This window comes from Janthinobacterium rivuli, from assembly GCF_029690045.1.
Classification (GTDB): Bacteria; Pseudomonadota; Gammaproteobacteria; order Burkholderiales; family Burkholderiaceae_D; genus Janthinobacterium; species Janthinobacterium rivuli.
Map to the genome: position 1 here is coordinate 3,725,990 of NZ_CP121464.1, position 23,474 is coordinate 3,749,463.

Genomic DNA, 23,474 nt, shown 5'->3' on the forward strand with positions numbered 1-23,474 from the left:
CCGCCAGCGTCACTCGAAGGGATTGGCCACCGACGTCACCTCGGGCGGCGGCAGCTGGTCGGGCAGTTCCTGCTTTTCCAGCTGCGCCACCACGTCGGCCAGCAGTTTTTGCAGCTGTTTCGCCAGGGCCAGGCCCGGCTTGTCCAGGGTCAGGTCGATGTCGCCGCTGAGGCTGATGCGGTCGATGCGGTTTTCGATGCTCAGGCTGCCAATCTCCAGCACATCGCTTTCATTGGCATACGGGACGAATTTCTTTGCGCACATGGTATTTCCTTTTCGACGGTCTTGTTATTTCCTGGACTTGCTATTGATCTTGGGCAAACTCAGCATGCGCAACTTTTGCTGGCGCGTCAGCGACGGTAACAGATCGATGCCTATCCTGTCTTCCAGTTGCGCAATGCTCAACACCTCGTAGGCCTTGGTATCGACGTTTTCTATGAAATAGGCGGCGCCAGCGCGCTGGCGCGGGCTGTACACGGCCTTGTACAAATGGCTGGGCACGATGACTCTTCCCACCTTGCGCAGGTTGCCGCCAATAAAAGCCGGCCCCGTGATCACGTACAGATCGCCCTCTTTCTTCGCCATCTTGCGCACGGCGCCCTCGATGCCGGCCCATACGTAGCGGTTGTTGCGCGCATCCTGAGGCACCATGTTGGCCAGGGTAAAGCTGTCGCGCTGGCTCTGGCGATCCGGCATGTCGCCGTTGGGCGCCATGTGGCCACGGTCGAAGCCGCTGCGCGCATAGTCGGCCAGTTCCGCGCGCTGGGCGGCGGGCAGCTTGCGTTCGGCATGGAAGGAATTTTCGCGCGACAAATCCTGCGCCGCTTCGAGGTTGTTCGCCGTCAAGTGCTCAGCCGACCACAGCGGCGTGCGCGTAATCCCCGAGTGCATCACGCCAAATACGTTGTAGCACAGTTCCTTGGTTGCCACGTCCAGCTTGGGGTTGGTGATTTCCGGCTTGCGGCCATCGACGTAATGGGCGGGACAGGCATCGGCATGCGCCAGGTTCGCGGCAAAGGCGGACGCCAGCAAGCCGCACGCCAGAGTCAGCCTGGCGATCGATCGTTGAATCATATTTCCCTCTGAAATCTTTGCAGGCCAGCATTCTAGCGGACGCGGGCGCCCTACCACAATCCTGCCGTGCGCCCCTGTGCAAGGCCGCATGCGGCCCTGCCACGCGCTGGCGCAAATAAAGGCCAACAGGCCGCGCACAGCCATTCATATCTGCTAAGATTGCCTTGATTCGTTCGCATCGACCATTCAAGATTTGGAGAGCATATGATCAAAAAAACCCTGCTGCTGATCGTTGTCGTCGTCGCCGCCATCCTCGGCTATGCCACGACCAAACCCGACACCTTCAGTGTCCAGCGCGAAATCACCATCAAGGCCCCGCCCGAGAAAATCGCCGCCCTGATCACGGACTTCCATTACTGGGCCGCCTGGTCGCCGTGGGAAAAGCTCGATCCGGCCATGCGCCGCACGTTTACGGGTCCGGCCAACGGCCTGGGCGCGCAATATGCATGGCAAGGCAATGACAAGGTGGGCGCCGGCCGCATGGAAATCACGGAAGCGGCCCAGCCCGAACGCACCGTCATCAAGCTCGACTTCCTGAAACCGTTTGAAAGCCACAACACCACCACCTTTACCATGACACCAGAAGGCGACGGCACCAGGGTGAACTGGACCATGACGGGCCCCAGCCCTTACGTCAGCAAGGTCATGACGGTCTTCGTCAGCATGGATAGCATGATCGGCAAGGACTTTGAAAAAGGCTTGAACAGCCTGAAGGCGGCGTCGGAGCGCTAAGCCCGCTCACCGCCACCAGAAACAGGGCCCGCGCGGCCCTGTTTTACTTGATACCCGGTCAGAACTGCTCGATCCAGGCCGCCAGGTGGTCCGGCGTGAGTGCCGGTTCAGCCTGCACCATCTTGCCTTGCAAACCCAGTTCCGTCTTGCTCAGCTGCAAGGACCAGCCGCGCCGCGCCAGCCACAGCAAGGTAGCCAGCCAGAACGAGTGCAGGGCCGAGACAGGCGCCGTGGTCGGCGTTTCCAGGAATTCCGTCAGCAGCCGGCCGTCGAGAAACAGCGCCGTGCCGCCCTGGTTTTGCAGGGCCGCGCCCACCACCGGCAGCAGCATGTCGATCACATGCTCCACGCCGCGCCCCGGATGCTCGCGCTCGAGCGTGTCGAGCTGCTGGCGCACGGCGGCGGCAAACGCCGTGCCACGGAAGGCTTCCGAGCTGACCAGGTCGGCATAGTCCATCAACAGCCAGTCCGGCTCGGGCGGCGTGACCCCGGCCGTCAGGGCCGCCGACAAATACGCTTCCACCGGCAACTGCTGTTCCGGACCGGCCAGGCTGGCGCACAGGGCATACAGGGTGCCGATGCGGTTGGCGACGGCTTGCCGCTGGCGCACCATCAGCTTTTCGCGCAGCAACTGGGCGTGCTCGTTGCGCAAGCGCGCCAGTTCCAGTGCCTGCTTGAGTTCCATGCGCAGGGCCGCGATATCCCACGGTTTCTGGATGTAGCGGTGGATCTGTCCCTGGTTGACGGCTTCCACCGTGTGCTCCAGCTCGGAATACGCGGTGGTCAAAATGCGCACGATGTGCGGATGGCGGTCCCAGCAATACGACAGCAATTCGTTGCCGTAGGCGCCGGGCATGCGCTGGTCCGACACCAGCACGGCGATGCGGTCGGCTTGCTCGTCGAGGATGCGCTTGCCCTCCTCGACCGAGGTGGCCGTCAGCACGTCGGCCAGCGGCGCGATGGCGCGCTGGAAGTATTTGAGGGCGTTGGCCTCGTCATCGACATAGAGTATCGTCGGCAAGCCTTGCGCCGACTCACGCTGAGCCGGCAAACGCAGATTGGCGTCAATCATGCTCGTTCCTTATATGTACTGGAAAATTCAGGGTTACCGTGGTGGAAGTGCCAAACTCGGTGGCGATATCGAGGTTGCCGCCGAACGACTGCATCATGCGGTGGCAAAACACCATTCCCCAGCCCTTGCCTTCGCCGCCGCTGGCACTGACGGGGTCGATCAACAGCTGTTCGACGATCTCGGGGGCAATGCCGGCGCCATTGTCGCGCACCGTGATGCGGCCGGCGTCGATGCGGATGCCGATCGCCGGATGGGCTTGCTCGCCGGCCGAACGCAAGGCATTCGCCAGCACGGACGATAAAATCAGGGCGACGCAATTGGGCGACTCGGCGATGGAGAAATCGTCGCCCATGTCGACCGTGATGGCGGCGCGCTGTGCCGCGCTCAAGGGATAGCTGTCGAGCAAGGCGTCCAGCAACTGGCGCGCACTGCCGGCGCGGCGTCCGCCCTGCATGCCGGGCCCGGCGCTGGCCAGGCGCACCGTGTCGATAAAGCTGGCCAGCACGGACAGGCAATAACGCGCATTGTCGTGCATCAAGGCGGCCGCTTCGCCGATCTCGGCCTGCGGTGCGGCATCCGCCTGCGCGCGGCGCGCGATGCCGCGCGCAAAATTGGCGATGGCCGCCAGCGGCGTGTTCAATTCATGCGCAAGGAAGGCCAGCGATTCTTCCATCGCCACCAGCCCCTGGCGGCGCGCGGCGCGCTCGCGTCCCGTCTGCACGGCCAGTTCCAGCGCCGTTTGCATGGCGGCCAGGTCGAGCGGCTTTTCCAGCAGGCGGAACAGCGAGCCGCCGTTGATCAGTTCAAGCAGGACATCCTTGTCCGCATACGCGGTCACCAGCATGCTGACGATGTGCGGATAGCGCTGCGCCACTTCCTGCAGCAGTTCGCTGCCCAGGCGGTCCGGCATGCGGTAATCGGTGACGAGCACGTCGATCTGGCCAGCCTCGTCCTGCAGCAGAGCGAGCGCCGCATCGACGCTCTGCGCCGTCAGCACCCGGTAGCGGGGACCGACGGCGCGCTCGAAATACTTGCAGGCAAGCGCTTCGTCGTCCACGTACAGCACGCTGGCGCGGCTATCGCTGTCCATGCTAGCGGCCCTCCCAATCGGAGCGCTGCAGGTCGAAATTCATGCTGGCCCACACCCCAAGCTCGCTTTCGGCGCTGAGGGTGCCGCCGTGGCGCTCGATCACGCCATAGCTGATGCTCAGGCCCAGGCCCAGGCCCTGCCCCACTTCGCGCGTGGTAAAGAACGGTTCGAACACGCGCGCCAGGTTTTCCGGCGCGATGCCGGGGCCATTGTCGCGCACGCTGATGCGCAGGCGATTGTCGTCCCAGTGGGCCGTGATGCGGATCTCGAATGGCGGCGCATTGCCCTTGCGCATGGACAGCACGGCATTGCCCAGCAAGTTGATCAGCACGCCCACGATGGCCGCCTCGTCGCCGCGCACCAGGGTGTCGACCGGCAAGTCGTGGCTGATGCTGACATTTTTCGTTTCATGTCCGACCAGGCGAATGGCCGCGTCGAGCGCGCTGCGAAACTGGAAGTGTCCCGTCTCCAGCTGGTTGCCGCTCTTGCGGTAGGCAAAGGTTTTTAGGTCGGAGACGATGTGCTGCACGCGCAGCATGCCTTGCTTGGCGTCGGCCAGGCATTCGCTGACCAGCGCGCTTTGCTTGGCGGCCGGGTCTTCGATGGCCACCTCGATGGCCATCATGCAGAAATTCACGGGATTATTGACTTCATGCAGCATGCCGGCGGCCAGGGTGCCGATGGCGGCCATTTTCTCCTGCTGCAGCATCTGCCCCTTGATATCGGCCAGGCTCTTATTCGTTTCTTCCAGCTGCGTATTCTTTTGCGCCACTTCCGCCTTCAGCTGGAACAGCATGAAGCGGGCGCGCTCATTGAAATACGTAAATACGGCGCTGATGCTGGCCGACATGATGAGGAACAGACAGTTGACGACAAACGTGCCGGCCAGGTCGAAGCCGCCCGCATGCCAGGCGCAGGCGGCCACGTACAGCAGGCAGGAAATGGCGCCGAAGACCATGTTTTGCCACAGCCCGAAAGCCAGCACGATGCCCGAGGAATAGATGGCCAGGGTCATGCCCACATAATAGATCGAAGTGGCGCCTTCCGTGACGGCGATCATCCAGGCGATCATGATTTGCGGCAGGATCAGCCAGACAAAGGTCAGGCCCTGGATGCGGTCTTGCGCCCAGCGCGTGCGCATGGCCAGCACGACGCAAAAAATCAGCACCGACACAAGAATGCGCGCACTGGTAAATGCCGATTGCTTGTCCGGATACAGGGCAGAATCGAGGCCCATGCCCAGCAGGATCAGCACGATGCCCGTGTACGCCCCGCCACGGCTGAATTCCAGGCGGAAGTCGCGCAAAACGGCCGTGTAGCCAGCGTGCAGGCCTGGAGTGTCCATCAAGGAATGCTCACTTCCGCGAACACATTCACGCCCGTGGGATCGACATAGATCAGCGGATCCGTCGCGTGCTCGGGCAGCAAGGCTGACAGGCCCTCTTCATTGCGATAGATCAAATGCCATTCGAGCAAATGCTCCATGCCGAACTTGCCCGGATTGTTCGCGTGCACATTGGTGACGAGCAAACGTCCGCCCGGCCCCACGCGCGAGGCGAAGTGCATCAGCAGGCGCGCACAGACCTTGTCGGACAGGTAGTCGAACAGGCCGGCGCAATACACGGCGTCGAAACTGCCGGGCAAGCCCGTGACGCCCGAGCCATGGCGGCGCTTGAGCAGGTTGTGCACGGAGTCGTGCACATAATCGATCTCGACCACTCTTCCCGTGCGCTGCATGATGGTGGTCAGGCGCGCACGCGTCCAGTCCAGGGTCTCGCTGCTGAAGTCGACCAGCTCGAAGGCCAGCCACTGCGCGTCCGGGCACGTTTCCAGGAAACGCTGCACTTCAATGGCCGGGCCGCAGCCCACATTGAGCACTTTATACACACGCCCTGCCACACGCGCAGCGGCCGCCTTTTGCGACAGGAATTCCGTCAGGATATCGATGCGGTTGCGGTGCGCCGTGGCCACGGCCGCCTGCAGGAAGGCCGCATTGACGATCTGAAAATAGGTGCTCGGCCCTTGCCGTGGATCGTCGAGCAGCTGGTTGACCATCTGGTAGTCGCCCGCATAGCCGAGCGGCTTGGTAAACGTGCGGAAGACGAACGGTGCGCGCAGGATCAAGGGGTGCAGCGCGGCTTGGGCGAAGGCGCGGTGGGCCGGCGCCCGCTCTTCCTCGACGAGCGACGCTTCCACCTCGAGCTGGCGCAGGTACAGCTGGGTCTGCTCCATCAGCGGCAGGGCCAGCTCGTCGAAGATGTCGGGGCGCAGGCGGCCGTTTTCCTTCGGCAGCGAGTCGGACAAGTCGACCTGCTCGACCCAGCGCGCCACTTCCGACAAAAAGGCGCGCATTTCGTTGACGACGATCTGGTAATCGCGGCGGATGCGGAAGCGCTCGCCCCAGCCGGCGACAAAGGCGCTGGACTCTTTCAATACGGCGCCCTTGACGACGACCACGTCGCTCAGCTCGCGCCACTCGTCAATCAGGGTCACGGAAACGATGGCGGTCAGGCCTGTGTTGACGCTGCTGATGACGACGGCCTTGCCCACGTAGGCGTTTTTCGCCCCCATGCGCACCGTCACGTCATTGAGCACCTCGCTGACCTGCACAATCGAGTATGGATTGTAGATTTCCATGACCAGCGAATTGCGCTGCAAGTTGAAAATCGTGCCGCGCACCGCCTCACCCTGGGTGTTGCGGAAACTGACGACTGGATCGATCTGCGATTGTGAATACACGATTGAGCATTATCAAGTTGCCCGGTTCCCGGCGCACCACACTGGTGACACCAGATTCCAGGCTGGGTTAAGGCACGGCACACCGGTCGTTTGCCGCCGGCACCGCCATCAAAATGGCGGTATTGCGGCGTCGCGTGACGCCGTGCCGGAGCGCCTCAAAGCGCGTCTGTTCGCTCTCTGATCGAGTGTACTATGGATGTAGCAGAACGGGCAATTGTTCCCTCAGGAACGACTGTCCGTGGCGCTGGCGCGCAACGCCTTCGATCATCCAGCGACGAACAAGGCCAGCGCGTGACGCAGCAACTGCGGCGTTTGCCCTGTCCAGCGCTTGAACGAGCGGCGGAAGTTGGTGGCATCATGAAAGCCAAGGTAGGCGGCCACGGCATCGTTGTCGTAGCCATGCGCCTGGAACAGATAAATCGCCTTGTGCGCGCGCACCTGGTCCAGCTCGGCCTGAAAATGCGTACCATGGCGCGCCAGGTGGCGCTTCAAGGTGGCGGGACTGACGCCGAATTCCTGCGCCGTACGCTCCAGCGTGGGCGCGCAGCGGATGTTCGCCAGCAGATAGTCGTACAGCGCGCCGAGCAGGCTGGCGGCGGGCACGGGCGCCAGCGCCGCCGCGCGCAAGGCCAGCGCGGCCGCCGTCGCATTGCCGCGCGGCCAGGGCTTGTCGAGCCAGCTGGTATCGATGAGCATGGCGTCGACCTGGCAATCGAAACGCAGGGCCTGGCCCAGATGCACTTCATGCTGCTCCACGTGGCGGGGCCGCGCGCGGTTGAAGCAGAAGCGCCACGGCAAGGATTCTCCCGCCAGCCAGCGGCACATGGCCGCCAGCGCCGTCATGTGCATTTCCACCAGAAAAGGCAACTGGCTCGGCGCGCCGAACGCATCGACCCAGTACAGCACATGCATGTCGCCCGCTGCGCGCAAACGCGGCTGCAGCAGCGGACACAGCAAGGTATGAAAGTCGCACAGGATGCTCAAGGCCTGGCGCAGATTCTGCGCCTGCAGCAAGGCGTGGCTGGCCGCGCCGTAATGGCCGGGCAGCATTTGCTGGCCCAGCATGAAGCTGGTGTCGGCACTGTCCAGGCCGCGCGCCACGTTGGCCAGCAATTGCAGGTATTGTGCGGCGCTGACCTGGCTTTCCGCAGACGGCAGCGCGCCGCCGTCGAGACCCGTACCCTTGAGCAGCGGCGCCACGGCCAGTTCGCGGCTGCGCGCGTAATCGAGCACCAGCGCCGGCTGGTGGTGGGCCGCGATGCTGGGATCGCCCTGCTGGTTCAGCGGCATCAGGCAGGTGCGGCGGCACTGATCCCGGCACCGGAGCGCGGCGTTTCCACGGCCCGGCTCAGCTCGGCCAGCACCACTTCCGGCACACCATCGGTGAGCGAGCAGGCATGCCGCAAGCTCAGGCGGATTTCACGGTTATCGTTGGCGTGGTGGCGCATCTGCCCCACCATGGCGCACAGGTGGCGCGCCTTCACGGCCGCATCCTCGCGCGATACGCCGGGCATCAGCACGGCAAAGCGGTCGCCCGCATAGCGGCACAGCAAATCGTCATTGCGCAAGTTCAGCAGCAGCATGTGGCCGACGGCTTGCAGCACGCGGTCGCCTTCGCGGTGGCCGTATTCGCGATTAATCAAATGAAAGCTGTCGATGTCGAGCAAGACCAGCGCGCAATCGAGGCCGGGCCGGCGCTCCTGCTCCAGGCGCATCTGCGTGCGCAGATAGCTGGCGTCGGCCAGCTGCGTGATGCGGTCGAAGGCGCGGTGGTCGCGGAACAGGCGCTCGCGCTTTTGCAGGTGCTCGTTCAGGCGGAACTGTTCTTGGCGCCAGTAGTACATGCCGATCGTCAGCACCAGCATGCCAAACGGAATCAAGGCTTCGAGCCAGTTATCCCACACGGCGCTCTTGTCGACAGCAAAGAATTCATCGAGGCAATCGGCCCAGGAGCCCAGCATGATGGCGCACAGGCCGCCCGCGATCAAACTCGTCACCAGTCCGCGCGGACGGCTGCTGAGGGTAAACAAAAACCAGATGCCTGCCATGACGGCCGTGCCGCCTTCGCAGACGATATCCATCCACTTCCAGACGGCAATCGGTTTAGGGTGCCCTAAAGTGGCGTACAGGAACAAGAACAAGGGCAAGGCCAGTGCGGCGGCAATCAGGCTGTTACGGTGCAATGGCAGCATGTGGGGAAACCTTTAAAAGTGGTGCTGTCGCCACGATAGCGCCCGCCCATGACGGCACGATGACATGCGCCGCGCCCGTGCGGCAGGTGCAAACGGCTCAGCATTACCTTGGGCGCTCATGCAAATATGGCGTGCCATTGCCCATGCGCCCTGCGGCGGCAGGTCATTTCAGCTCACCATGTTCCATTTCTGGCCGCAAAGCGTTCACAGGCCGTTGTTTTCAGGGCGGCAAGCCCTTGCCTGTCACGCAACCGTCATATTTGCTGCCTAGAATCCGCCCGGTTCCCTCCCCTAACCGAGCTCTTCATGAAAACCATGCACACATCGTTCCCCTCCCCGCTGCGCCTGACGGCCGTGGCCCTCGGCATCATGGCCGTCTTCAGCGGTCAAAGCCATGCACAAGCGCAAGGTGAGGACGGCCAGCCGGCCGCCACCGTGGTCGTCAGCGGCCAGCGCGCCAGCCTGCGCAACGCCATCGCCGCGCAAGAGAAAGCCGACAACATCATCAGCGTCATCAGCAGCGACGATATCGGCGGCTTGCCGGACAAAAACGCGGCCGAAGCGCTGGCCCGCTTGCCCGGCGTATCCGTGCAGCGCGACCAGGGCGAAGGCCGCTATATCACGGTGCGTGGTCTTGGGCCGGACTTGAACGCCGTCACCATCAACGGCGCCCTCGTACCGTCGCCGGAAGCGGGCCGCCGCGCTGTGGCGCTCGACATCCTGCCTGCCGGCCTGATCCGCACTCTTGAAGTGTCGAAAACCTTGCTGCCAGAAATGGACGCCAACTCGCTGGGCGCCACGATCGAAGTCAAATCGCTGTCCGCCTTCGACTTGCCGGGCAAGCTGCTGTCGGCCAACGTGGGCGCCAGCTACGATGAAAAGACGGGCAAAACCAGCCCCAGCGGCGGCGCCCTGTGGGCCCAGCGCTTCCTCGACGGCAAGCTGGGCGTGGCAGCCGGCCTGAGCGCGGAAAAGCGCTCGTTCGGTTCCGATGACGTGGAAACGGGTGGCGCCTGGAGCAAGGGGAAATTGTCGGGCCTGGAATTGCGCGACTACCTGCCCGTGCGCAAGCGCGGCGCCCTGGCCGTCAATCTCGACTACCGCCCCGAAGCGGGCAACAGCTGGTTCCTGCGCTCTTTTGTGAGCGAATTTTCCGACAATGAAGTGCGCGACCGCCTGACCATCAGCAATATCGCGGGCGGCAGCCTGGCCGAAGAGCAGACGGCCAGCGCGCGCGCCGAGCGCCGCATCCGCCAGCGCAAATACACGCAGCAAGTGCGTTCGCTGGTGCTCGGTACACAACAGAAATCGGGCGACTGGACGCTGGACGTGAAAGGCGGCATGAGCCGCGCCACCGAGGACACGCCGGAATCCCTGAACGACGGCCGTTTCCGGGGCCTCAGCAACTTTAACGGCATCAGCTTCACGGATACGCAGGAGCCGAAATTGAGCGGCCCCGCCTCGCTGTACGACCCGGCCAATTACGCGCTCAATGCCATCACGCTGCAAAAGCGCTACTCGAAGGACAATGAACGCCACGCGCGCATCGACCTGGCGCGCAAGTTCGACATCGCTACCCTGAAATTCGGCGCGAAAGTCAGCCGCCGCGAAAAAACCAATGACACGGATCAATGGGCGTATAACAGCAGCAAGGCCACGAGCGGCAATTACTGGGGTGGCGGTTCCACCTCGATGAGCAATTTCGTGCAAGGCCATACCCTCGACTACGACCTGGGCAACATCGGCGTGGCGCTCGACCCCACGCTGATCCGCGCCAGAGTGGCCGGCCTGGACCGCGCCAAGGCGCGCCTGGCCACGGAATCGATCATCAACGACTACCGCATGCATGAAGACATCAACGCCATGTATGTGCAAAACAGCTATGACTTCGACGCCTGGCACATCCTCGGCGGCGTGCGCGCCGAACGTACCAGTTTCGAGGCGGCCGGCTCGCAGGTGGACAGCACGGGGATTGCCAAGGCCTTGACGCGCGAACGTTCGTACACCAACTGGCTGCCGAACCTGCAAACCCGTTATGACCTCGATCAAAAGACCAGCGTTAGGGCCGCGTGGACGCAAGCCGTCGTGCGCGCCAACTTCAGCCAGCTGGCGCCGGGCATCAGCCTGGCCAGCAATACGGAAGCCGTGATCGGCAACCCGGACTTGAAACCGCTGAAGGCAAACAATCTGGACCTCGGTATCGAAAGAGTCCTGGGCAACGACGGCGTGATGTCGGCTTACGGTTTCTACAAGGACATCAAGAATTTTACCTACACGACCAATCTGGCCGGCACTGGTCAATGGACGGGCTACACCTCGGCCACCTCGTATGCGAACGGCGACGCAGCCAAAGTCAAAGGCATCGAACTGGCCTATATGCAGCCGCTGCGCATGCTGCCGGCGCCATTCAATAAATTCCTCGTCGGCGTGAACGGCACCCTGAGCACGTCGAGCGCGCAAATCGGCCGCTTCGACAAAGCCAGCAACAAGCAGATGAACCGTGACATCCGCCTGCCGGGCCAGTCGAACCAGGTGATGAACTTGATGCTGGGCTATGAAACAGGACCGGTGAGCGCCCGCCTGGCCCTCAACTACAAGTCGCCGTATCTGCTGGAAATGGGCAACGATATCCTCGACCAAAGCCAGGACCATATCGTCGCCAGCCAAAAGCAGCTTGATTTCTCGCTGTCCTACCAGATCAACAAGCAGTTCCAGCTGATGTTCGAGGCGGCCAACCTGAACAACGAGAAATACTATGTTTACCAAGGCACGAAGCAATACAACGTGCAGAACGAACAATACGGCCGCACTTTCAAAGTGAGCCTGAAAGCCAGCGCCTTCTGATGATGATTTTACCTACCATGAAAAAAACCGTACTCTGCAGCGCTTTGCTGGCTGCCTTCTGCCTCTCGGCCACGGCGCAAGCCGCGCCTGTCCAGACTGTTCCTTCCTTCACGCAGGAAGCGGAAGAACTGGCGCGTCTGCCCGGCGGCGGCTGGCTGCTTCTCGACAAGCATGGCTTGCGCTTGTTCAATGCAAGCGGCCAGGAACAGGACCGCATCGCCGTGCGCGCCAAGCAGCTCGACACGCGCATCGATGGCGGCAAGGTGCTGGCCGTGTTCCTGGAAGCGGACACGCAGCGCCCGCTTCCCGTGACTGTCGACGTGCAGGCTGGCAAGCTGGTCAAGCTAGCGCCGTTTCCCGTCCCCACCTTTTCCGTGGAAGCGTCGTGTTTGTACCGCGACGCCCAGCAACTCGACCATCTGTTCCTGATCGGAAAGGATGGCCAGGCGGAACAGTGGGTGATGCAGGGTGAGCAGCGCCAGCTGGTGCGCAAGCTGGCCTTGCCGCCGCACGCCAAGCATTGCCGGGTCGACGATGGCGCTCAGCGCCTGCTGGTGAGCGAGTCCAACATGGGCGTGTGGGGGTATGACGCCGAATCCGAAGGCATGGGCAAGCGCGAAGTGGTGGCCCTGCGCAAGCCGTATGGCCAACTGGACGGAGGCGCCGGCGCGCTGGCCGTGCTGCCCGGTGGCGTGGCCGTGCTCGACGGCAAGGCGGAAAAACTGCACCTGTTCACCCATCAGGGAAGTCAATGGACGGCGCAGCCGGCCCAAACCGTGGCCTTGAACGTGCGCAAGGGTGACAGCCAGCTTGCGCTGGACAAGGAATCGCTACTGCTTCGCGGCAAGAACGGTTGGCAAGCGCGGCCCTTGAAATGGACGGGCAAGGTGGAAACGCAGCCTGCGGTGGCCATCATCGCCCCGCAAGCGCAAACGGAGCCGATGGCGCGCCAGGGCGACGCGGCCGATGATCCGGCCATCTGGCTGTCCAGCAACCCCGCCAATGCGCGCATCCTCGGCACCAACAAGAAGCAGGGACTGCTCGTCTACGACCTACAAGGCAAGCAGACGCAGCTGCTGGAAGTGGGCCGCCTGAACAACGTCGACGTGCGGCAGAACATCAGTTTGGGTGGCAGCAAGGTCGACCTGGCCGTGGCCACCCAGCGCGACGACAACAGCATGATGTTGTTCACCATCAATGCCGATGGCGTCGTGGCGGAAGCGGGCCGTTTTCCGACCGGCCTGAAAAGCATCTACGGCATGTGCTTGTACCAACCGGCCAGCGGCGGCGTGCAAGCGTTCATCAACGACAAGGACGGCACCTTCCAGCAATACAGCATCGGCCTGGAAGGCAACAAGTTCAGCGCCACCCTCTTGCGCAGCTTCAAGGTCGCCACCCAACCGGAAGGCTGCGTGGCCGACGACGCCAACGGCAGATTGTTCCTGGGCGAGGAAACGCGCGGCATCTGGACCACCTCGGCCGACGCCGCCAAGCCGGATACACTCTCCATGGTCTTGCCCGTGGGAGCGAACCTGACGGCCGATGTGGAAGGCATGGCCATCTACCGCAAACCGGGCGGCAAGGCTGATTCTGGCTACCTGATCGTCTCCAGCCAGGGCGACAGCAGCTACGTGGTGCTCGACGCCCAAGCGCCGTACAAGGTGCGCGGCCGCTTCAAGGTAGGCTTCAACCTGCCCGCCGGCATCGACGGCACCTCGGAAACGGATGGCCTGGACGTGACTTCCGCCAACCTGGGCGGCGCGTATGCGCAAGGCATGCTGGTGATCCAGGACGGCTACAAGCGCTTGCCCGATGGACCGCAGAACTTCAAGTATGTGGCGTGGGGGGATGTGGCGAAGGCCTTGAAGCTGGAGTAATGAGCATGGGGCGGCCAGTCAAGGCTGCCCCATGTCCGATAGCGATATTAAAAATTGCCGCTATCTTGTACGCGGCATATCGATGGCAAAAGGCAGACTTTTGCCAAAAAAGTCCACACTGCCCGTCACTGCCAGGCGTTGTGCAGACAATTCCTCCAGGCGAAGATCAGCTACGTCACGGTATTCCATCATGTAAAAAGCGGATTCACACTGCGTATTGCCTGCATCGACGGCAAGCCTATGCACGGGCGCGGCATCCGGTCCCTCCACGAGCAAACCGTGCAAAATGAAGGACGGCGGATACAGCGCCCACGACCAGGGCGCATCGTCGTCTTCCGTCAGCCGCATGAACACGTCGTCGTCGGCCTCGATCGTGATATTGATTTCCCACATGCCATCGGCGCGCGCCTCAAGGCTGATCCGGGATTTCGCGACATCCACTTCAAAATTGGTGTCGCCGATACTAAATATATGCATTGCCCTTCTACTCCTGATTGACACGTTAATGCTCTGTTCGACAGGCCCGCAGCTTAGCGAAGCGCTCTGCCAATATGGTCACATTTCGCTGAGATCGACATCAGCGTTCAATGCATAGGCCTTGCAATAGGCAAGCAGCTCTTCGCTGCGCGTCTTGCCGAGCGAAATGGTCCCGATTCCATTCGGCATCCATGCCGTGACATGCGCCAGCTGTTTAGCCATGTGATCATATTCCTCGTCGCAGCATGGCCCTGTTCCGTGCCGGAGCTGTGCTTGACGAGTTGATAGGCGGTTTGCCACCAAGATCGTCCCATCGCTTGCAGCACATCGCATAAACTTCAGTCCATGAGCTCACGCATTCATCCCCAAGCCCGCACCACCCCGAAGGTCCGGCAGGAAATCAAAGACTCCGGACTGTCCGAGCGCGAAGCCGCCAAGGTCTTCAATATCACCCGTGCACGGCTGCCAAGTGGCTCAAGCGGGACGATGTACAAAACCATTCGCACCGGGCCCATACACTGCATACCACGCTGAGCGCGGCGCAGGACATGATCAAATGGGACTGGACAGTAACAGTCTACATGGAAAGATTGCAGCTAAATTTCTTGCCATAAACAGGAATAACCTTGGCTGCGTTACTTTTAGGGATTTTTATTGCCTTCCCATTAAACTTCACAACGGCATTTCCTTTCCTCAGATTCTCCAGCAAGGAAATGAAGTTATTATCACCTGCGCGGCTGTCGGCGCTGAATGGCCCATCATAAGAAACGCCATTGACGTCAACGGTAAATTTCTCAACTTCCTTATTATTATTCAATTGCGAAAGCGATACGCTCGATTGGGAATCTGCACTGCCATCTTGCGTTGGACAGCCAATATACAGCCGCATTCCATCCTGATCGATAAAGTACTCGAGATTTCCCTGCCCAAAACCTTCAGTCCACCGCCCCTGAGCCCCAAACGAGTTAACGCAAATGATGGCAACAGCGAGACCCACGGCAATTTTTCCAACCTTACTCACTTACTGCTCCTTTTCTACAATATCATGACACATGCACAGCCGTCCCGACGACCAGTGCAGCAGCGAAAAGGGTGCTCCGAATAATGCAAATGGCGCACCACAGCTTGCGCATGAGGTGTTAGACTTTTTCAAAAAAACAATCTTGCAATATATCTTTCTCAATTGCAAGCATTGTGACAATATTAAAGGATAAATATCGCCACGAGAGCGACTCTCGCAAGCTGTCGCCCGCCGCACGCGATTACAAGCAAAGATTAATGACTGCCTGATTGGCTCGAAATGGGGTTGATAGCAGGACTTGTAACCCGCTATCCTCGCAGATTTGGTACTTTCACACGCCACTCGCGTATGAACACATGCTGCCCAGTTTAAGTGCACTGGGTATTACCACTTATTACACAAAATAATATTATGATAATAAAATCCTTGTTCAAACGCGATGCAGCAAACCCATCCATTGCGTTCCGACCTTCCGTCCAGAAAATCGCGACAATTATCCGCTTCTTGCAAAAAACGGAGGCGTTTGGAAAGAATTGGTTTCTGTCGCAGGAGACAGAAGCAGAGTCGTTTCTGTATCCGGTTTTCGATGCTTCGGGCGAACTCACCACTGCGGCCGAAGCCGTACTCGAGGCCGAGTTCAAGGATGAGAAATTTCGATATCTCAGTGCCTGGAATGGCGAGCTCGCAGACGGTGAGGGAGCAAGTATGGCGCTTGGGTTCAGCGACAGTGACTGGCCCTCCCGGACTTTCAAGATCAGCGATTACGGTCAAGCCGCCAGACGGCTCGGCATTGATGGTGTGAAAGAACTGCTGTCCATTATCGGTGGCTCCCTAAGGCCGGTCTTGATCACGGTTGCACGTAATCAGTATTTTAAAAAACAAGTCTTCAAGGATCGTCCGGGTGCGGGCTGGATGTTGTACTTGCCGCGTGTACTGACGGTCCGGCAAGTACCAGAAGCCCGCGCCTTGATCCCCGTGATGGCGATGGACGAGCAAGGTGAAGACCAGCAGATCGGCACCATCATCGTCAGTGTCACCGACGAGCCTTTTTCTGATGAGAACCCCGAGCACGTCAGGATCGCCAACGCCATTGAGATTGGCTTGGTCGAGCAGGACTTGCTGCCTCGCTATGTCGATATTTAATGAAGGATAACGCGTTTCGCCCGCATGGAAATACCCTGCCATGCCGGCAGTGAACGCCAAAACGACTGGCATCGCCATCCATCTGCAATATCGGCTGCCAGTACAGGCCAATAAATTAGGCTATGTCACCGTCAAGTGTGGGAATGCGCCCAACGTTGCTTTCAATAACGTTTCCGATGAACGGATGCGCCTGGCGTCGAGTATCCAGCGCCAGCCCAGGTAGTTCGGCAGGTAGCGCGTCGCCACGCCGTGAAAGGGCCGTAGCCATGCGCGCAAGCGGCTGTGATAGGCATTGACGTTCTGCACGTGGGCGGCCCCTCGCACACGGATGCCAGCGCGCAAGTTGACTGCTTGGTGGCTGATGCCCGCTTCCCTCGCAAAAGCCAGATAGGCGGCATGACCGTCGGTCACCAGCAGCACGTCCTTGTCGATAACGGGTAACAGGGAATGATGCAGCTGTGCCTTCGTCAACGCCCCTTTGCCCGTGACGAAATCGAGGGTCTGGCCCGTACGGTCGCGCGCCACCAGGATGCAAACCTGTTCATTGGAAATGCCGCGCTGATGGGCATGGCCGCCACGGCGGCGCGCCGGACGCGTCATCTGCCTGGATCCCTTTTCTGATTCCAGCACGTAGAGTTCATCGGCCTCGGCAATGCCATGCAGACAATGCGGCCGGTCCGTCTTTGCTACGCTGAGAAAACGGTGCCGCCAGCGAAACGTGGTGTTGCGGTGCAGTCCCAACTGCTGAGCGGCCTGGCGTACCGACCTGGAATCAAGCAGGCAATCCGCATAGTCGAGCCACAGCGATTTATGGCGCAAGTGCGCCAGCGGCGTGCCCGTCAAGGCATTGAATGTGCGCCCACAGGATACACAGCGGTAGCGCTGCAGGCCGTGCGCATGGCCATGCCGGTGCAGGTGACACGATTGGCAGGCGGGACAGCCCAGGCGTGCTTGCGTAGCGTTTTCAAGCAGCGTGACGGTCACATCGTGTGGCCCATTGCCACACAGCAAGGCTATTCCTGCCTGCCGCTGGCGTCGGTTCAACTGCGCAAACTGCGCGATAAAGCGTATCCATTCGGCTGGCTGCATGATCGGCTCCTGCATGGTGGGTATGCAGAGTCAGACAGCACAGCCAAGGAAAGATTCAGGCAGATCCCCTATTTATCGATGACAGAGCCATAAATTACGGTCGCTTGCATGTCTGCCAGCGACTGGCGGCCTGTTGCGTATTAAAATGGCGTCCCATGACCTCCCCCGCCTCGACCTCTTCCCTCCCCGACAGCATTTTGCTCCCTTCCCTGGCCGTATTGGGAGGCCAGATTTCCGTCAATCTAGGGGCGGCGATTGCGAAGAATCTGTTTCCGGTCATTGGCGTGGAAGGGATTACGGCGTATCGGGTGGGGTTTTCGGCGCTGATCCTGCTGGCGATCTTCCGCCCGTGGCGCTATCGCCTGACGCGCAAGGATGTGCTGAATTTGCTGGTCTACGGTTCCGTGCTGGGCTTGATGAACTTGCTGATTTACCGGGCGTTTGCGCTGATACCGATTGGCATCGCGGTCGCCATCGAGGTGACGGGGCCGCTGGCTGTGGCCATGCTGTCGTCGCGCCGGCCCCGCGATTTGCTGGCCGTGGCCTGCGCCGTGTTCGGCTTGTATTTGCTGTTGCCCCTGCAAGGCAGCCCAGGCAGCCTGGATCCCGTCGGCGTGGCCTACGCGCTGGGGGCAGCGCTGTGCTGGGCGCTGTACATCATCTTTGGCAAGCGCGCCTCGACCTTGCAAGGTGGGCAAGCCGTGGCCTGGGGCATGACGGTGGCGGCCATGGTGACGGTGCCCATCGGTGTCGCGTATTCGGGCACGGCCTTGCTGGCACCATCGATTGCCTTGATGGGCCTGGCCATTGCCATGCTGTCCAGCGCCCTGCCGTATTCGCTGGAAATCTTTGCCCTGCGCCGCTTGCCGCAAGGCGTATTCGGCATGTTCAGCAGCGCGGCGCCGGCCGTCAGCGCGCTGGCTGCCATGGCGGTGCTGGGAGAATTGCTGAGCCTGACCCAGTGGCTGGCCATTGCCTGCATCGTGTTTGCGTCGGCCATGGCGGCACTGGGTGCCCAAGGTGGCAAGCGCTAGCGGTGTCAGTCATCCTGCACGGCTTCCTGGCATGGCTACCCAGCTGACAGGCAGGTTTTGATTCCCGCCTGTAAAATGCGTTATTGCTTGCCATATCGTGCACTTCCGCCTCACCGATGACATCCACCTTTCTTTTTCGCTGGTTCTCTCCTCTCGCCGCCGCAGCCCTGCTGCTGGCGCCAGTCACCGTTGCGCAGGCTGCAGCTCCGGCCGCTGCGGCCGCCCTCACTGGCAATGCCGAAGCGGGCAAGGCAGCGTTTCGCAAGTGCGCGTCTTGCCATCAGGTGGGGCCATCGGCGCGCGGCGGCTTCGGTCCCAAGCTGACAGGCGTGATCGGCCGCAAAGCGGGAGCCACCACCGACTATAAATACTCGGCGGCCATGAAAAACGCGAATATCGTCTGGACCGAGCAAAACCTGGCCGGCTTCCTGAAAGCCCCCAGCTATTTCATTCCTGGCAATAACATGCGTTTCTGGGGCATCGGCAACGCCCAGCAAGTGGCCGACCTGCTGGCCTATCTGCGCACGCAGTAAGCACACAGGCATACCGCCTCAAGCCCCCTCAAGCCCATTACGCCAGATCAAGCTCCCAGCGCTTGCAGCACACCCTTGCGCTTCTTGTGCGCCGCCTCATAGTCGCGCAGGCGTCGCAACTGGGCGGCGGATAGGCCACCCAGCTTGTCGCGTATCTGCGCCACCGTCAGGTGCTGGTATCCTGCAATCGGCAAGTCGCGCGCCGCCGTTTCGCTGGCAACCCTGGCCGCAGGCTTTTCATCACGCTGGCGGCCTTGCGCCTTCTGCGTTTCACCCGCCTGCGCCCTCTGCTTGTTCACGATACGGGCGGCGACTTCTTCCTCTCGGCCCGGATAGCGCCCCTCCTGCTTGAACTCTTTTTCAAGCTGCTTGAATTCGCGTTCGCGCTTGGGGCTGGCACCAACAGGCATGCGTCCTCCCGTCTAGGGCTTGGCTGGCAGCTTGCGCACGCACAGATAGATGGAATACAGCGCAGCCAGCCCCACCAGCACGTACACGCCGCGCGATGCCGTCGACATGGCGCCCAGGATGCGGGCCACGATGTCGATATCAAACAAGCCCACCAGCGCCCAGTTCAAGCCGCCCACGATCAACAGGATCATCGAGATCCAGTCGACCACATTCAGGCGCTTGGCCGTCATTTCCTGTTTTGCCGCTCCGTCCGATCCTGCCTGGATATTCGCCATATCAGCCTCCTGTGAGAAGAAATGCCCCGTCAAGGGTCTGTACAAGTAACAGTGTAGGCGCGGCGCCGGCATACGCCAGTCGGACGATGCCGGCTATTGAGGTAGGAAGCGTCTGTAATCAGACGGGTGATTTTATCTGGCAACAGGCCGTGCCGCTGTTGCTAAACAGGCAGTGACTAATTCCAATATGGAAATATTTATAGATTACTTAGTACCGCGCTGCTACACTCATTTCACCCCAGCAACTTCAGGGGACAAGCGCCGCGTCATGCCGCAGGCATGGAAGGTGGCCACCATGGGACAACAGCTGAGGGGACATGAATATTTCAAACATACGTATCGGTGTGCGCCTGACCACAGGCTTTTTGCTCGCATCGCTTTTACTGGCCGTGGTGGTGATCATCAGCACTTGGCAGCTGTCGGCCGTGAGCGGGGAAATCGACAGCAGCGTGAACCAGCGCTATGCGCGCATCGCGCAATTGCAGGCCACGCGCAACAGCACGCAGGAACAGCCTGGCCTGCGCGAACTCGACCAGCAGATCGCCACGCAATCGGCGCAGATGCGCTCAGCGGCCGAGGCGGCCATGGCCCGCGCGCACGATACCAGCGTGCTGATCATTGTGCTGGGCCTGGTCGGCGGCGTGCTGAGCCTGGCGACGGCCTGGTTCATCAGCAGCGGCATCGTGCGGCCCTTGCGGCATGCCGTCAAAGTGGCGCGCAAGGTGGCTGGCGGCGACTTGAGCGAACATATCCGCGTCGATTCCAGCGATGAAGTAGGACAACTGCTGCAAGCGCTGAAAGACATGAATGCCAGCTTGATCACCATCGTGGGCGAGGTGCGCGGCGGCACGCACGACATCGCGGGCGCTTCGGGCGAAATCGCCGCCGGCAACCTGGACTTGTCGCAGCGCACGCAGGCACAAGCTAGTTCGCTGGAGCGCACGGCCGCCTCGATGGACGAGCTGACGGGCACCGTCAAGCAAAATGCCGATAACGCACGGCAAGCCAATCAGCTGGCGCAATCGGCCGCGGCCGTGGCCGGCAAAGGGGGCACGGTGGTGGCGCAAGTGGTCGATACCATGAGCTCGATCAACGCTTCGTCGAAAAAGATCGTTGACATCATCGGTGTCATCGACGCGATCGCCTTCCAGACGAATATCCTCGCCTTGAACGCGGCCGTGGAAGCCGCGCGTGCCGGAGAACAGGGGCGCGGCTTTGCCGTCGTGGCCGCTGAGGTCCGTACCCTGGCGCAACGCTCGGCCAATGCGGCCAAGGAAATCAAGCAGCTGATCGGCGACTCCGTCGAGCGGGTCGACGCGGGCGCGCGCCTGGTCGATACGGCTGGCGCCACCATGCGCGAGATCGTGGCCAGCGTGCACCGCGTCACGGACATCATGGGCGAAATCAGCATGGCCAGCGGCGAACAATTGTCTGGCATCGAACAAGTCAATGCCGCCATCGTGCAGATGGAACAGGTAACGCAACAAAACGCGGCACTGGTGGAGCAGGCGTCAACGGCGGCGGCCAGCATGCAACAGCGCGCCACCTTGTTGTCGGGCACGGTGGACATCTTCAAGCTGAGTCGTGACCAGGCACCCGCCCAAGCCGCGAACGGCATCAGCCTGGTGGCCGCACAGACCACTCACGCTGTCACAGCGCCGGCAAGCCGGCCTGCCGTAGGTGTTAGAGCGCGGCTGAAAGCCTGAGTTCCCCACCTATCGCTGCGCCGCTCTCATTTATAGCTGCTTGTACATGATGGTGGTGGCGTCCAGCCGGTCGCCGGCCGGCGCCAGCGCATAGCCGGGGATGCTGCCGGCCACCACATAGCCGAGCGACAAGTACAGCGGTTCCGCATGGTCGCTGCTGCGCGTGTCCAGGGTCAGCAGGCTGCGCGGCAAGAGGCGCGCCTGTGCTTCCAGCGCCTGCATCAGCTGGCGCGCAAGGCCGCGCCGACGGAAAGCGGGCGCGACCAGCAATTTGCGTACTTCGGCCCGGTGCGCCTGGTTGGGATTGGTATCCCAGTCCAGCTGCACTGCGCCCGCCAACCTCCCTTCCACCTCGGCCACCAGCAGCAGGCGCACGCCGCGCGTGACGGCCGGCAACACGTTATCCGTCCAGAATGCCTGGCTGGACGCCGTATCGAAGGGCAAGATAAAACCGATGCTGGCGCCGTCGTGCACGCAGTCTCGCAGCAAGGCGCCTAACTCCGGCAAGCGTTCACGAATATCGGCGGGCGAAAAGTGGCGTAGCGATACGCGCATGATGACCTCAGACAAGAAAAAGAAAATAGCGGGCGCCGCTGTCTGGCGGCGTCATGAATGCGCTGGGACCATGCAACTGGTAGCGCAGGCAGTCGCCGGCCAGTAACTCGTGCGAGCGGCCGTCGACGGTCACGCTCAGCTTGCCTTCCTGCAGCAACAGATGGTGTTCCATGCCGGGCCGGGGCGAGGCGGCATAACTGATCGTCACGCCAGCGCCCAGCTCGCATTCGAGCGCTTCGCCCGCCAGCGCGCGCGACGGCGGCGAGACGGAACGGCGGATAAAGCCGGTGTCAGGGTCCGTCCACACGCTTTGCTCGGCGCGCCGCAGCACGGGTGGAAAATCGTCTTCCACCATGCGCAACAGGCGCGACATGGCCAAGCCATACGCAGCGCACAACTTGCCCAGCACGACCGTGGTCGGGCTGACCTCGCCATTTTCCAGGCGTGACAGGGTGGCGCGGCTGACTTGGCTGGCGGTGGCCAGCTGGTCCAGCGACCAGCCCCGCTCCACGCGCAACTGTTTCAGGCGCGCCGCCAGACGCTGTTCCGTATCGTTATCTGCGCTCACCAAATTTTCCATATACGGGAACTTATTCCATATATGAAAAACAGTCAAGCCATACGCGACGCGTGGCGGCACAGTTCCAGAAAACCGGCCAGGCGCGGCGAGAGTATCTTCTTGGACTGGCGGATCAGATAAAAGTTGCGCTCCAATGGCGGCAGCATGGTCTCCAGTTCCACCAGTTGGCCACTGGCCAGCAGATCGGCCACGACGACGCGCGACAGGCAGGCGATGCCCAGCCCCGCCGCGGCGCCATATTTGATGGCTTCTGAGTTGCTGAATTCGCCTGCGGCGCGCAGATAGTGCAGATATGGCACCAAGGCTTGCTCCACGGCTTCGCGTGTGCCCGAGCCCGCTTCGCGCAGCAGCCAGCCCGCCTGGTTCAGTTCCGTAAAGCTGAGCAGATGGCGCAGCTGCGCCAGCGGATGCGTGGGTGCGGCCACGATCAGCATCTGATCCGTCAGCCACGGCTCTACCAGCAGGCCCGCTTCGTGGCATGGCCCTTCGATCAGGCCGATATCGACACGGAACTCGGCCACGGCGGCCGCGATGTCGGCTGTATTGGCAATCGTCACTTGCGGGATGCTGCGCCCGTATTGCTGCGCCGCCTGCGCCAGAATCTGCGGCAACAGATAGATGCCTATCGTTGTGCTGGCGCCGATTTGCAGGCTGACGGGCACGGACGGGTCGGCGCCCGCGAACTGGCGCTCGATGCTGGCGGCCCCGTCGCGCATCTGCCGCGCCTGGGGCAACAGCAAACGGCCATTGTCATTGAGCAGCAATCGCTTGCCCACCCGGTCAAACAGTTGCGCACCCAGCAAGGTTTCCAGTTCATTCAGGGCCGCGCTGGTAGCCGATTGCGATAGCGCAATCTGCTCGCCGGCCGCACTGGTACTGCCCGTGTCCGCCACGGCGAGGAAAATCTGCAGTTGCCGCAAGGTCAACGCCATCTCACATACTCACTTAATAGGTTAAACATACAAAAACAATCCGTTTTACCATTTAATCGGCGAACTGTACAGTCATGCCATACGAACCAGGAACCATG

General features: G+C 61.5%; 24 protein-coding genes and 1 pseudogene. 8 read left to right on the plus strand and 17 right to left on the minus strand.

What is annotated here, in order from left to right:
• Positions 1–9 precede the first annotated feature (9 nt).
• Together P9875_RS16895 and P9875_RS16900 are read right to left on the minus strand one after the other, a co-directional pair.
• On the minus strand, positions 10–264 hold the full coding sequence (locus tag P9875_RS16895) for a hypothetical protein (protein ID WP_099402078.1): 255 nt from the start codon (positions 262–264) through the stop codon (positions 10–12).
• A gap of 24 nt (positions 265–288) precedes the next feature.
• Positions 289–1,074 (minus strand): DNA/RNA non-specific endonuclease, encoded by a 786-nt coding sequence (locus P9875_RS16900; protein ID WP_099402079.1) that lies wholly within the window; start codon positions 1,072–1,074, stop codon positions 289–291.
• A 204-nt stretch (positions 1,075–1,278) separates the two neighbouring features.
• Here P9875_RS16900 and P9875_RS16905 point away from each other — a divergent pair, with 204 nt between their 5' ends.
• On the plus strand, positions 1,279–1,806 hold the full coding sequence (locus P9875_RS16905; RefSeq protein ID WP_099402080.1) for an SRPBCC family protein: 528 nt from the start codon (positions 1,279–1,281) through the stop codon (positions 1,804–1,806).
• Positions 1,807–1,864: 58 nt separating this feature from the next.
• On the opposite strand, the gene P9875_RS16910 is transcribed toward P9875_RS16905, so the two are convergent.
• The 6 genes from P9875_RS16910 to P9875_RS16935 form a co-directional block, all read right to left on the minus strand.
• Positions 1,865–2,878 carry a response regulator gene (locus tag P9875_RS16910; RefSeq protein WP_051958603.1) on the minus strand — a complete coding sequence of 338 codons (1,014 nt, stop codon included), beginning with the start codon at positions 2,876–2,878 and terminating at the stop codon, positions 1,865–1,867.
• Positions 2,871–3,968 (minus strand): hybrid sensor histidine kinase/response regulator, encoded by a 1,098-nt coding sequence (locus P9875_RS16915; RefSeq protein ID WP_099402081.1) that lies wholly within the window; start codon positions 3,966–3,968, stop codon positions 2,871–2,873. The genes P9875_RS16910 and P9875_RS16915 overlap by 8 nt, the downstream gene beginning before the upstream one ends.
• A gap of 1 nt (position 3,969) precedes the next feature.
• A complete protein-coding gene (locus tag P9875_RS16920) occupies positions 3,970–5,313 on the minus strand; it encodes a sensor histidine kinase (protein ID WP_099402082.1) in 1,344 nt (447 codons plus the stop codon).
• Positions 5,313–6,707, minus strand: coding sequence for a class I SAM-dependent methyltransferase (locus P9875_RS16925; RefSeq protein WP_099402083.1), 1,395 nt, complete (start codon positions 6,705–6,707; stop codon positions 5,313–5,315). Before P9875_RS16925 ends, P9875_RS16920 begins: the two co-directional genes overlap by 1 nt.
• Positions 6,708–6,971: 264 nt before the next feature.
• Positions 6,972–7,997: an AraC family transcriptional regulator gene (locus tag P9875_RS16930; RefSeq protein WP_099402084.1), complete on the minus strand. Its 1,026-nt coding sequence runs from the start codon at positions 7,995–7,997 to the stop codon at positions 6,972–6,974.
• On the minus strand, positions 7,997–8,899 hold the full coding sequence (locus P9875_RS16935) for a GGDEF domain-containing protein (RefSeq protein ID WP_099402085.1): 903 nt from the start codon (positions 8,897–8,899) through the stop codon (positions 7,997–7,999). Before P9875_RS16935 ends, P9875_RS16930 begins: the two co-directional genes overlap by 1 nt.
• A gap of 306 nt (positions 8,900–9,205) precedes the next feature.
• On the opposite strand from P9875_RS16935, the gene P9875_RS16940 reads away from it, so the two are divergent.
• Positions 9,206–11,743 (plus strand): TonB-dependent receptor, encoded by a 2,538-nt coding sequence (locus tag P9875_RS16940; protein ID WP_099402086.1) that lies wholly within the window; start codon positions 9,206–9,208, stop codon positions 11,741–11,743.
• A 17-nt stretch (positions 11,744–11,760) separates the two neighbouring features.
• Positions 11,761–13,620, plus strand: coding sequence for a phytase (locus P9875_RS16945; protein WP_099402087.1), 1,860 nt, complete (start codon positions 11,761–11,763; stop codon positions 13,618–13,620).
• A gap of 60 nt (positions 13,621–13,680) precedes the next feature.
• Here the strand turns inward: P9875_RS16945 and P9875_RS16950 are convergent, their stop codons facing one another.
• Positions 13,681–14,097, minus strand: coding sequence for a hypothetical protein (locus P9875_RS16950; protein WP_099402088.1), 417 nt, complete (start codon positions 14,095–14,097; stop codon positions 13,681–13,683).
• A gap of 78 nt (positions 14,098–14,175) precedes the next feature.
• On the minus strand, positions 14,176–14,319 hold the full coding sequence (locus P9875_RS16955; RefSeq protein ID WP_158300128.1) for a hypothetical protein: 144 nt from the start codon (positions 14,317–14,319) through the stop codon (positions 14,176–14,178).
• A gap of 123 nt (positions 14,320–14,442) precedes the next feature.
• Between P9875_RS16955 and P9875_RS28740 the strand changes: the two are divergent.
• Positions 14,443–14,705 (plus strand): annotated as a pseudogene (locus P9875_RS28740) (IS481 family transposase); the annotation flags it as partial.
• On the opposite strand, the gene P9875_RS16960 reads toward P9875_RS28740, so the two are convergent.
• Positions 14,675–15,118 (minus strand): hypothetical protein, encoded by a 444-nt coding sequence (locus P9875_RS16960; protein WP_158300129.1) that lies wholly within the window; start codon positions 15,116–15,118, stop codon positions 14,675–14,677. The pseudogene P9875_RS28740 and the gene P9875_RS16960 overlap by 31 nt on opposite strands.
• Positions 15,119–15,544: 426 nt before the next feature.
• On the opposite strand from P9875_RS16960, the gene P9875_RS16965 reads away from it, so the two are divergent.
• Positions 15,545–16,261, plus strand: a complete 717-nt coding sequence (locus P9875_RS16965; protein ID WP_158300130.1) for an immunity 52 family protein — start codon at positions 15,545–15,547, stop codon at positions 16,259–16,261.
• Between the two features lie 120 nt (positions 16,262–16,381).
• Here the strand turns inward: P9875_RS16965 and P9875_RS16970 are convergent, their stop codons facing one another.
• On the minus strand, positions 16,382–17,350 hold the full coding sequence (locus tag P9875_RS16970) for an IS1595 family transposase (RefSeq protein WP_099402232.1): 969 nt from the start codon (positions 17,348–17,350) through the stop codon (positions 16,382–16,384).
• Between the two features lie 155 nt (positions 17,351–17,505).
• Between P9875_RS16970 and P9875_RS16975 the strand changes: the two genes are divergently transcribed.
• A complete protein-coding gene (locus tag P9875_RS16975; RefSeq protein WP_199534278.1) occupies positions 17,506–18,384 on the plus strand; it encodes an EamA family transporter in 879 nt (292 codons plus the stop codon).
• A gap of 116 nt (positions 18,385–18,500) precedes the next feature.
• Complete coding sequence (locus P9875_RS16980) at positions 18,501–18,917, plus strand: c-type cytochrome (protein ID WP_099402090.1); 417 nt, start codon at positions 18,501–18,503, stop codon at positions 18,915–18,917.
• Between the two features lie 47 nt (positions 18,918–18,964).
• On the opposite strand, the gene P9875_RS16985 is transcribed toward P9875_RS16980, so the two are convergent.
• Together P9875_RS16985 and P9875_RS16990 are read right to left on the minus strand one after the other, a co-directional pair.
• Positions 18,965–19,327, minus strand: a complete 363-nt coding sequence (locus tag P9875_RS16985) for a hypothetical protein (RefSeq protein ID WP_278316009.1) — start codon at positions 19,325–19,327, stop codon at positions 18,965–18,967.
• Positions 19,328–19,339: 12 nt separating this feature from the next.
• Positions 19,340–19,603: a DUF378 domain-containing protein gene (locus tag P9875_RS16990; RefSeq protein ID WP_081922454.1), complete on the minus strand. Its 264-nt coding sequence runs from the start codon at positions 19,601–19,603 to the stop codon at positions 19,340–19,342.
• Positions 19,604–19,920: 317 nt separating this feature from the next.
• Here P9875_RS16990 and P9875_RS16995 point away from each other — a divergent pair, with 317 nt between their 5' ends.
• A complete protein-coding gene (locus P9875_RS16995; RefSeq protein WP_278316010.1) occupies positions 19,921–21,309 on the plus strand; it encodes a methyl-accepting chemotaxis protein in 1,389 nt (462 codons plus the stop codon).
• A gap of 30 nt (positions 21,310–21,339) precedes the next feature.
• Here the strand turns inward: P9875_RS16995 and P9875_RS17000 are convergent, their stop codons facing one another.
• The 3 genes from P9875_RS17000 to P9875_RS17010 are packed head-to-tail and all read right to left on the minus strand — an operon-like array spanning position 21,340 to position 23,376.
• Positions 21,340–21,864: a GNAT family N-acetyltransferase gene (locus tag P9875_RS17000; protein WP_278316011.1), complete on the minus strand. Its 525-nt coding sequence runs from the start codon at positions 21,862–21,864 to the stop codon at positions 21,340–21,342.
• Positions 21,865–21,871: 7 nt separating this feature from the next.
• A complete protein-coding gene (locus P9875_RS17005; protein ID WP_035819244.1) occupies positions 21,872–22,444 on the minus strand; it encodes a helix-turn-helix domain-containing protein in 573 nt (190 codons plus the stop codon).
• 32 nt (positions 22,445–22,476) lie between these two features.
• The gene (locus tag P9875_RS17010) at positions 22,477–23,376 is read right to left on the minus strand and encodes a LysR family transcriptional regulator (protein ID WP_035819247.1); all 900 of its coding nucleotides are present in this window, start codon (positions 23,374–23,376) and stop codon (positions 22,477–22,479) included.
• Positions 23,377–23,474 lie beyond the last annotated feature (98 nt).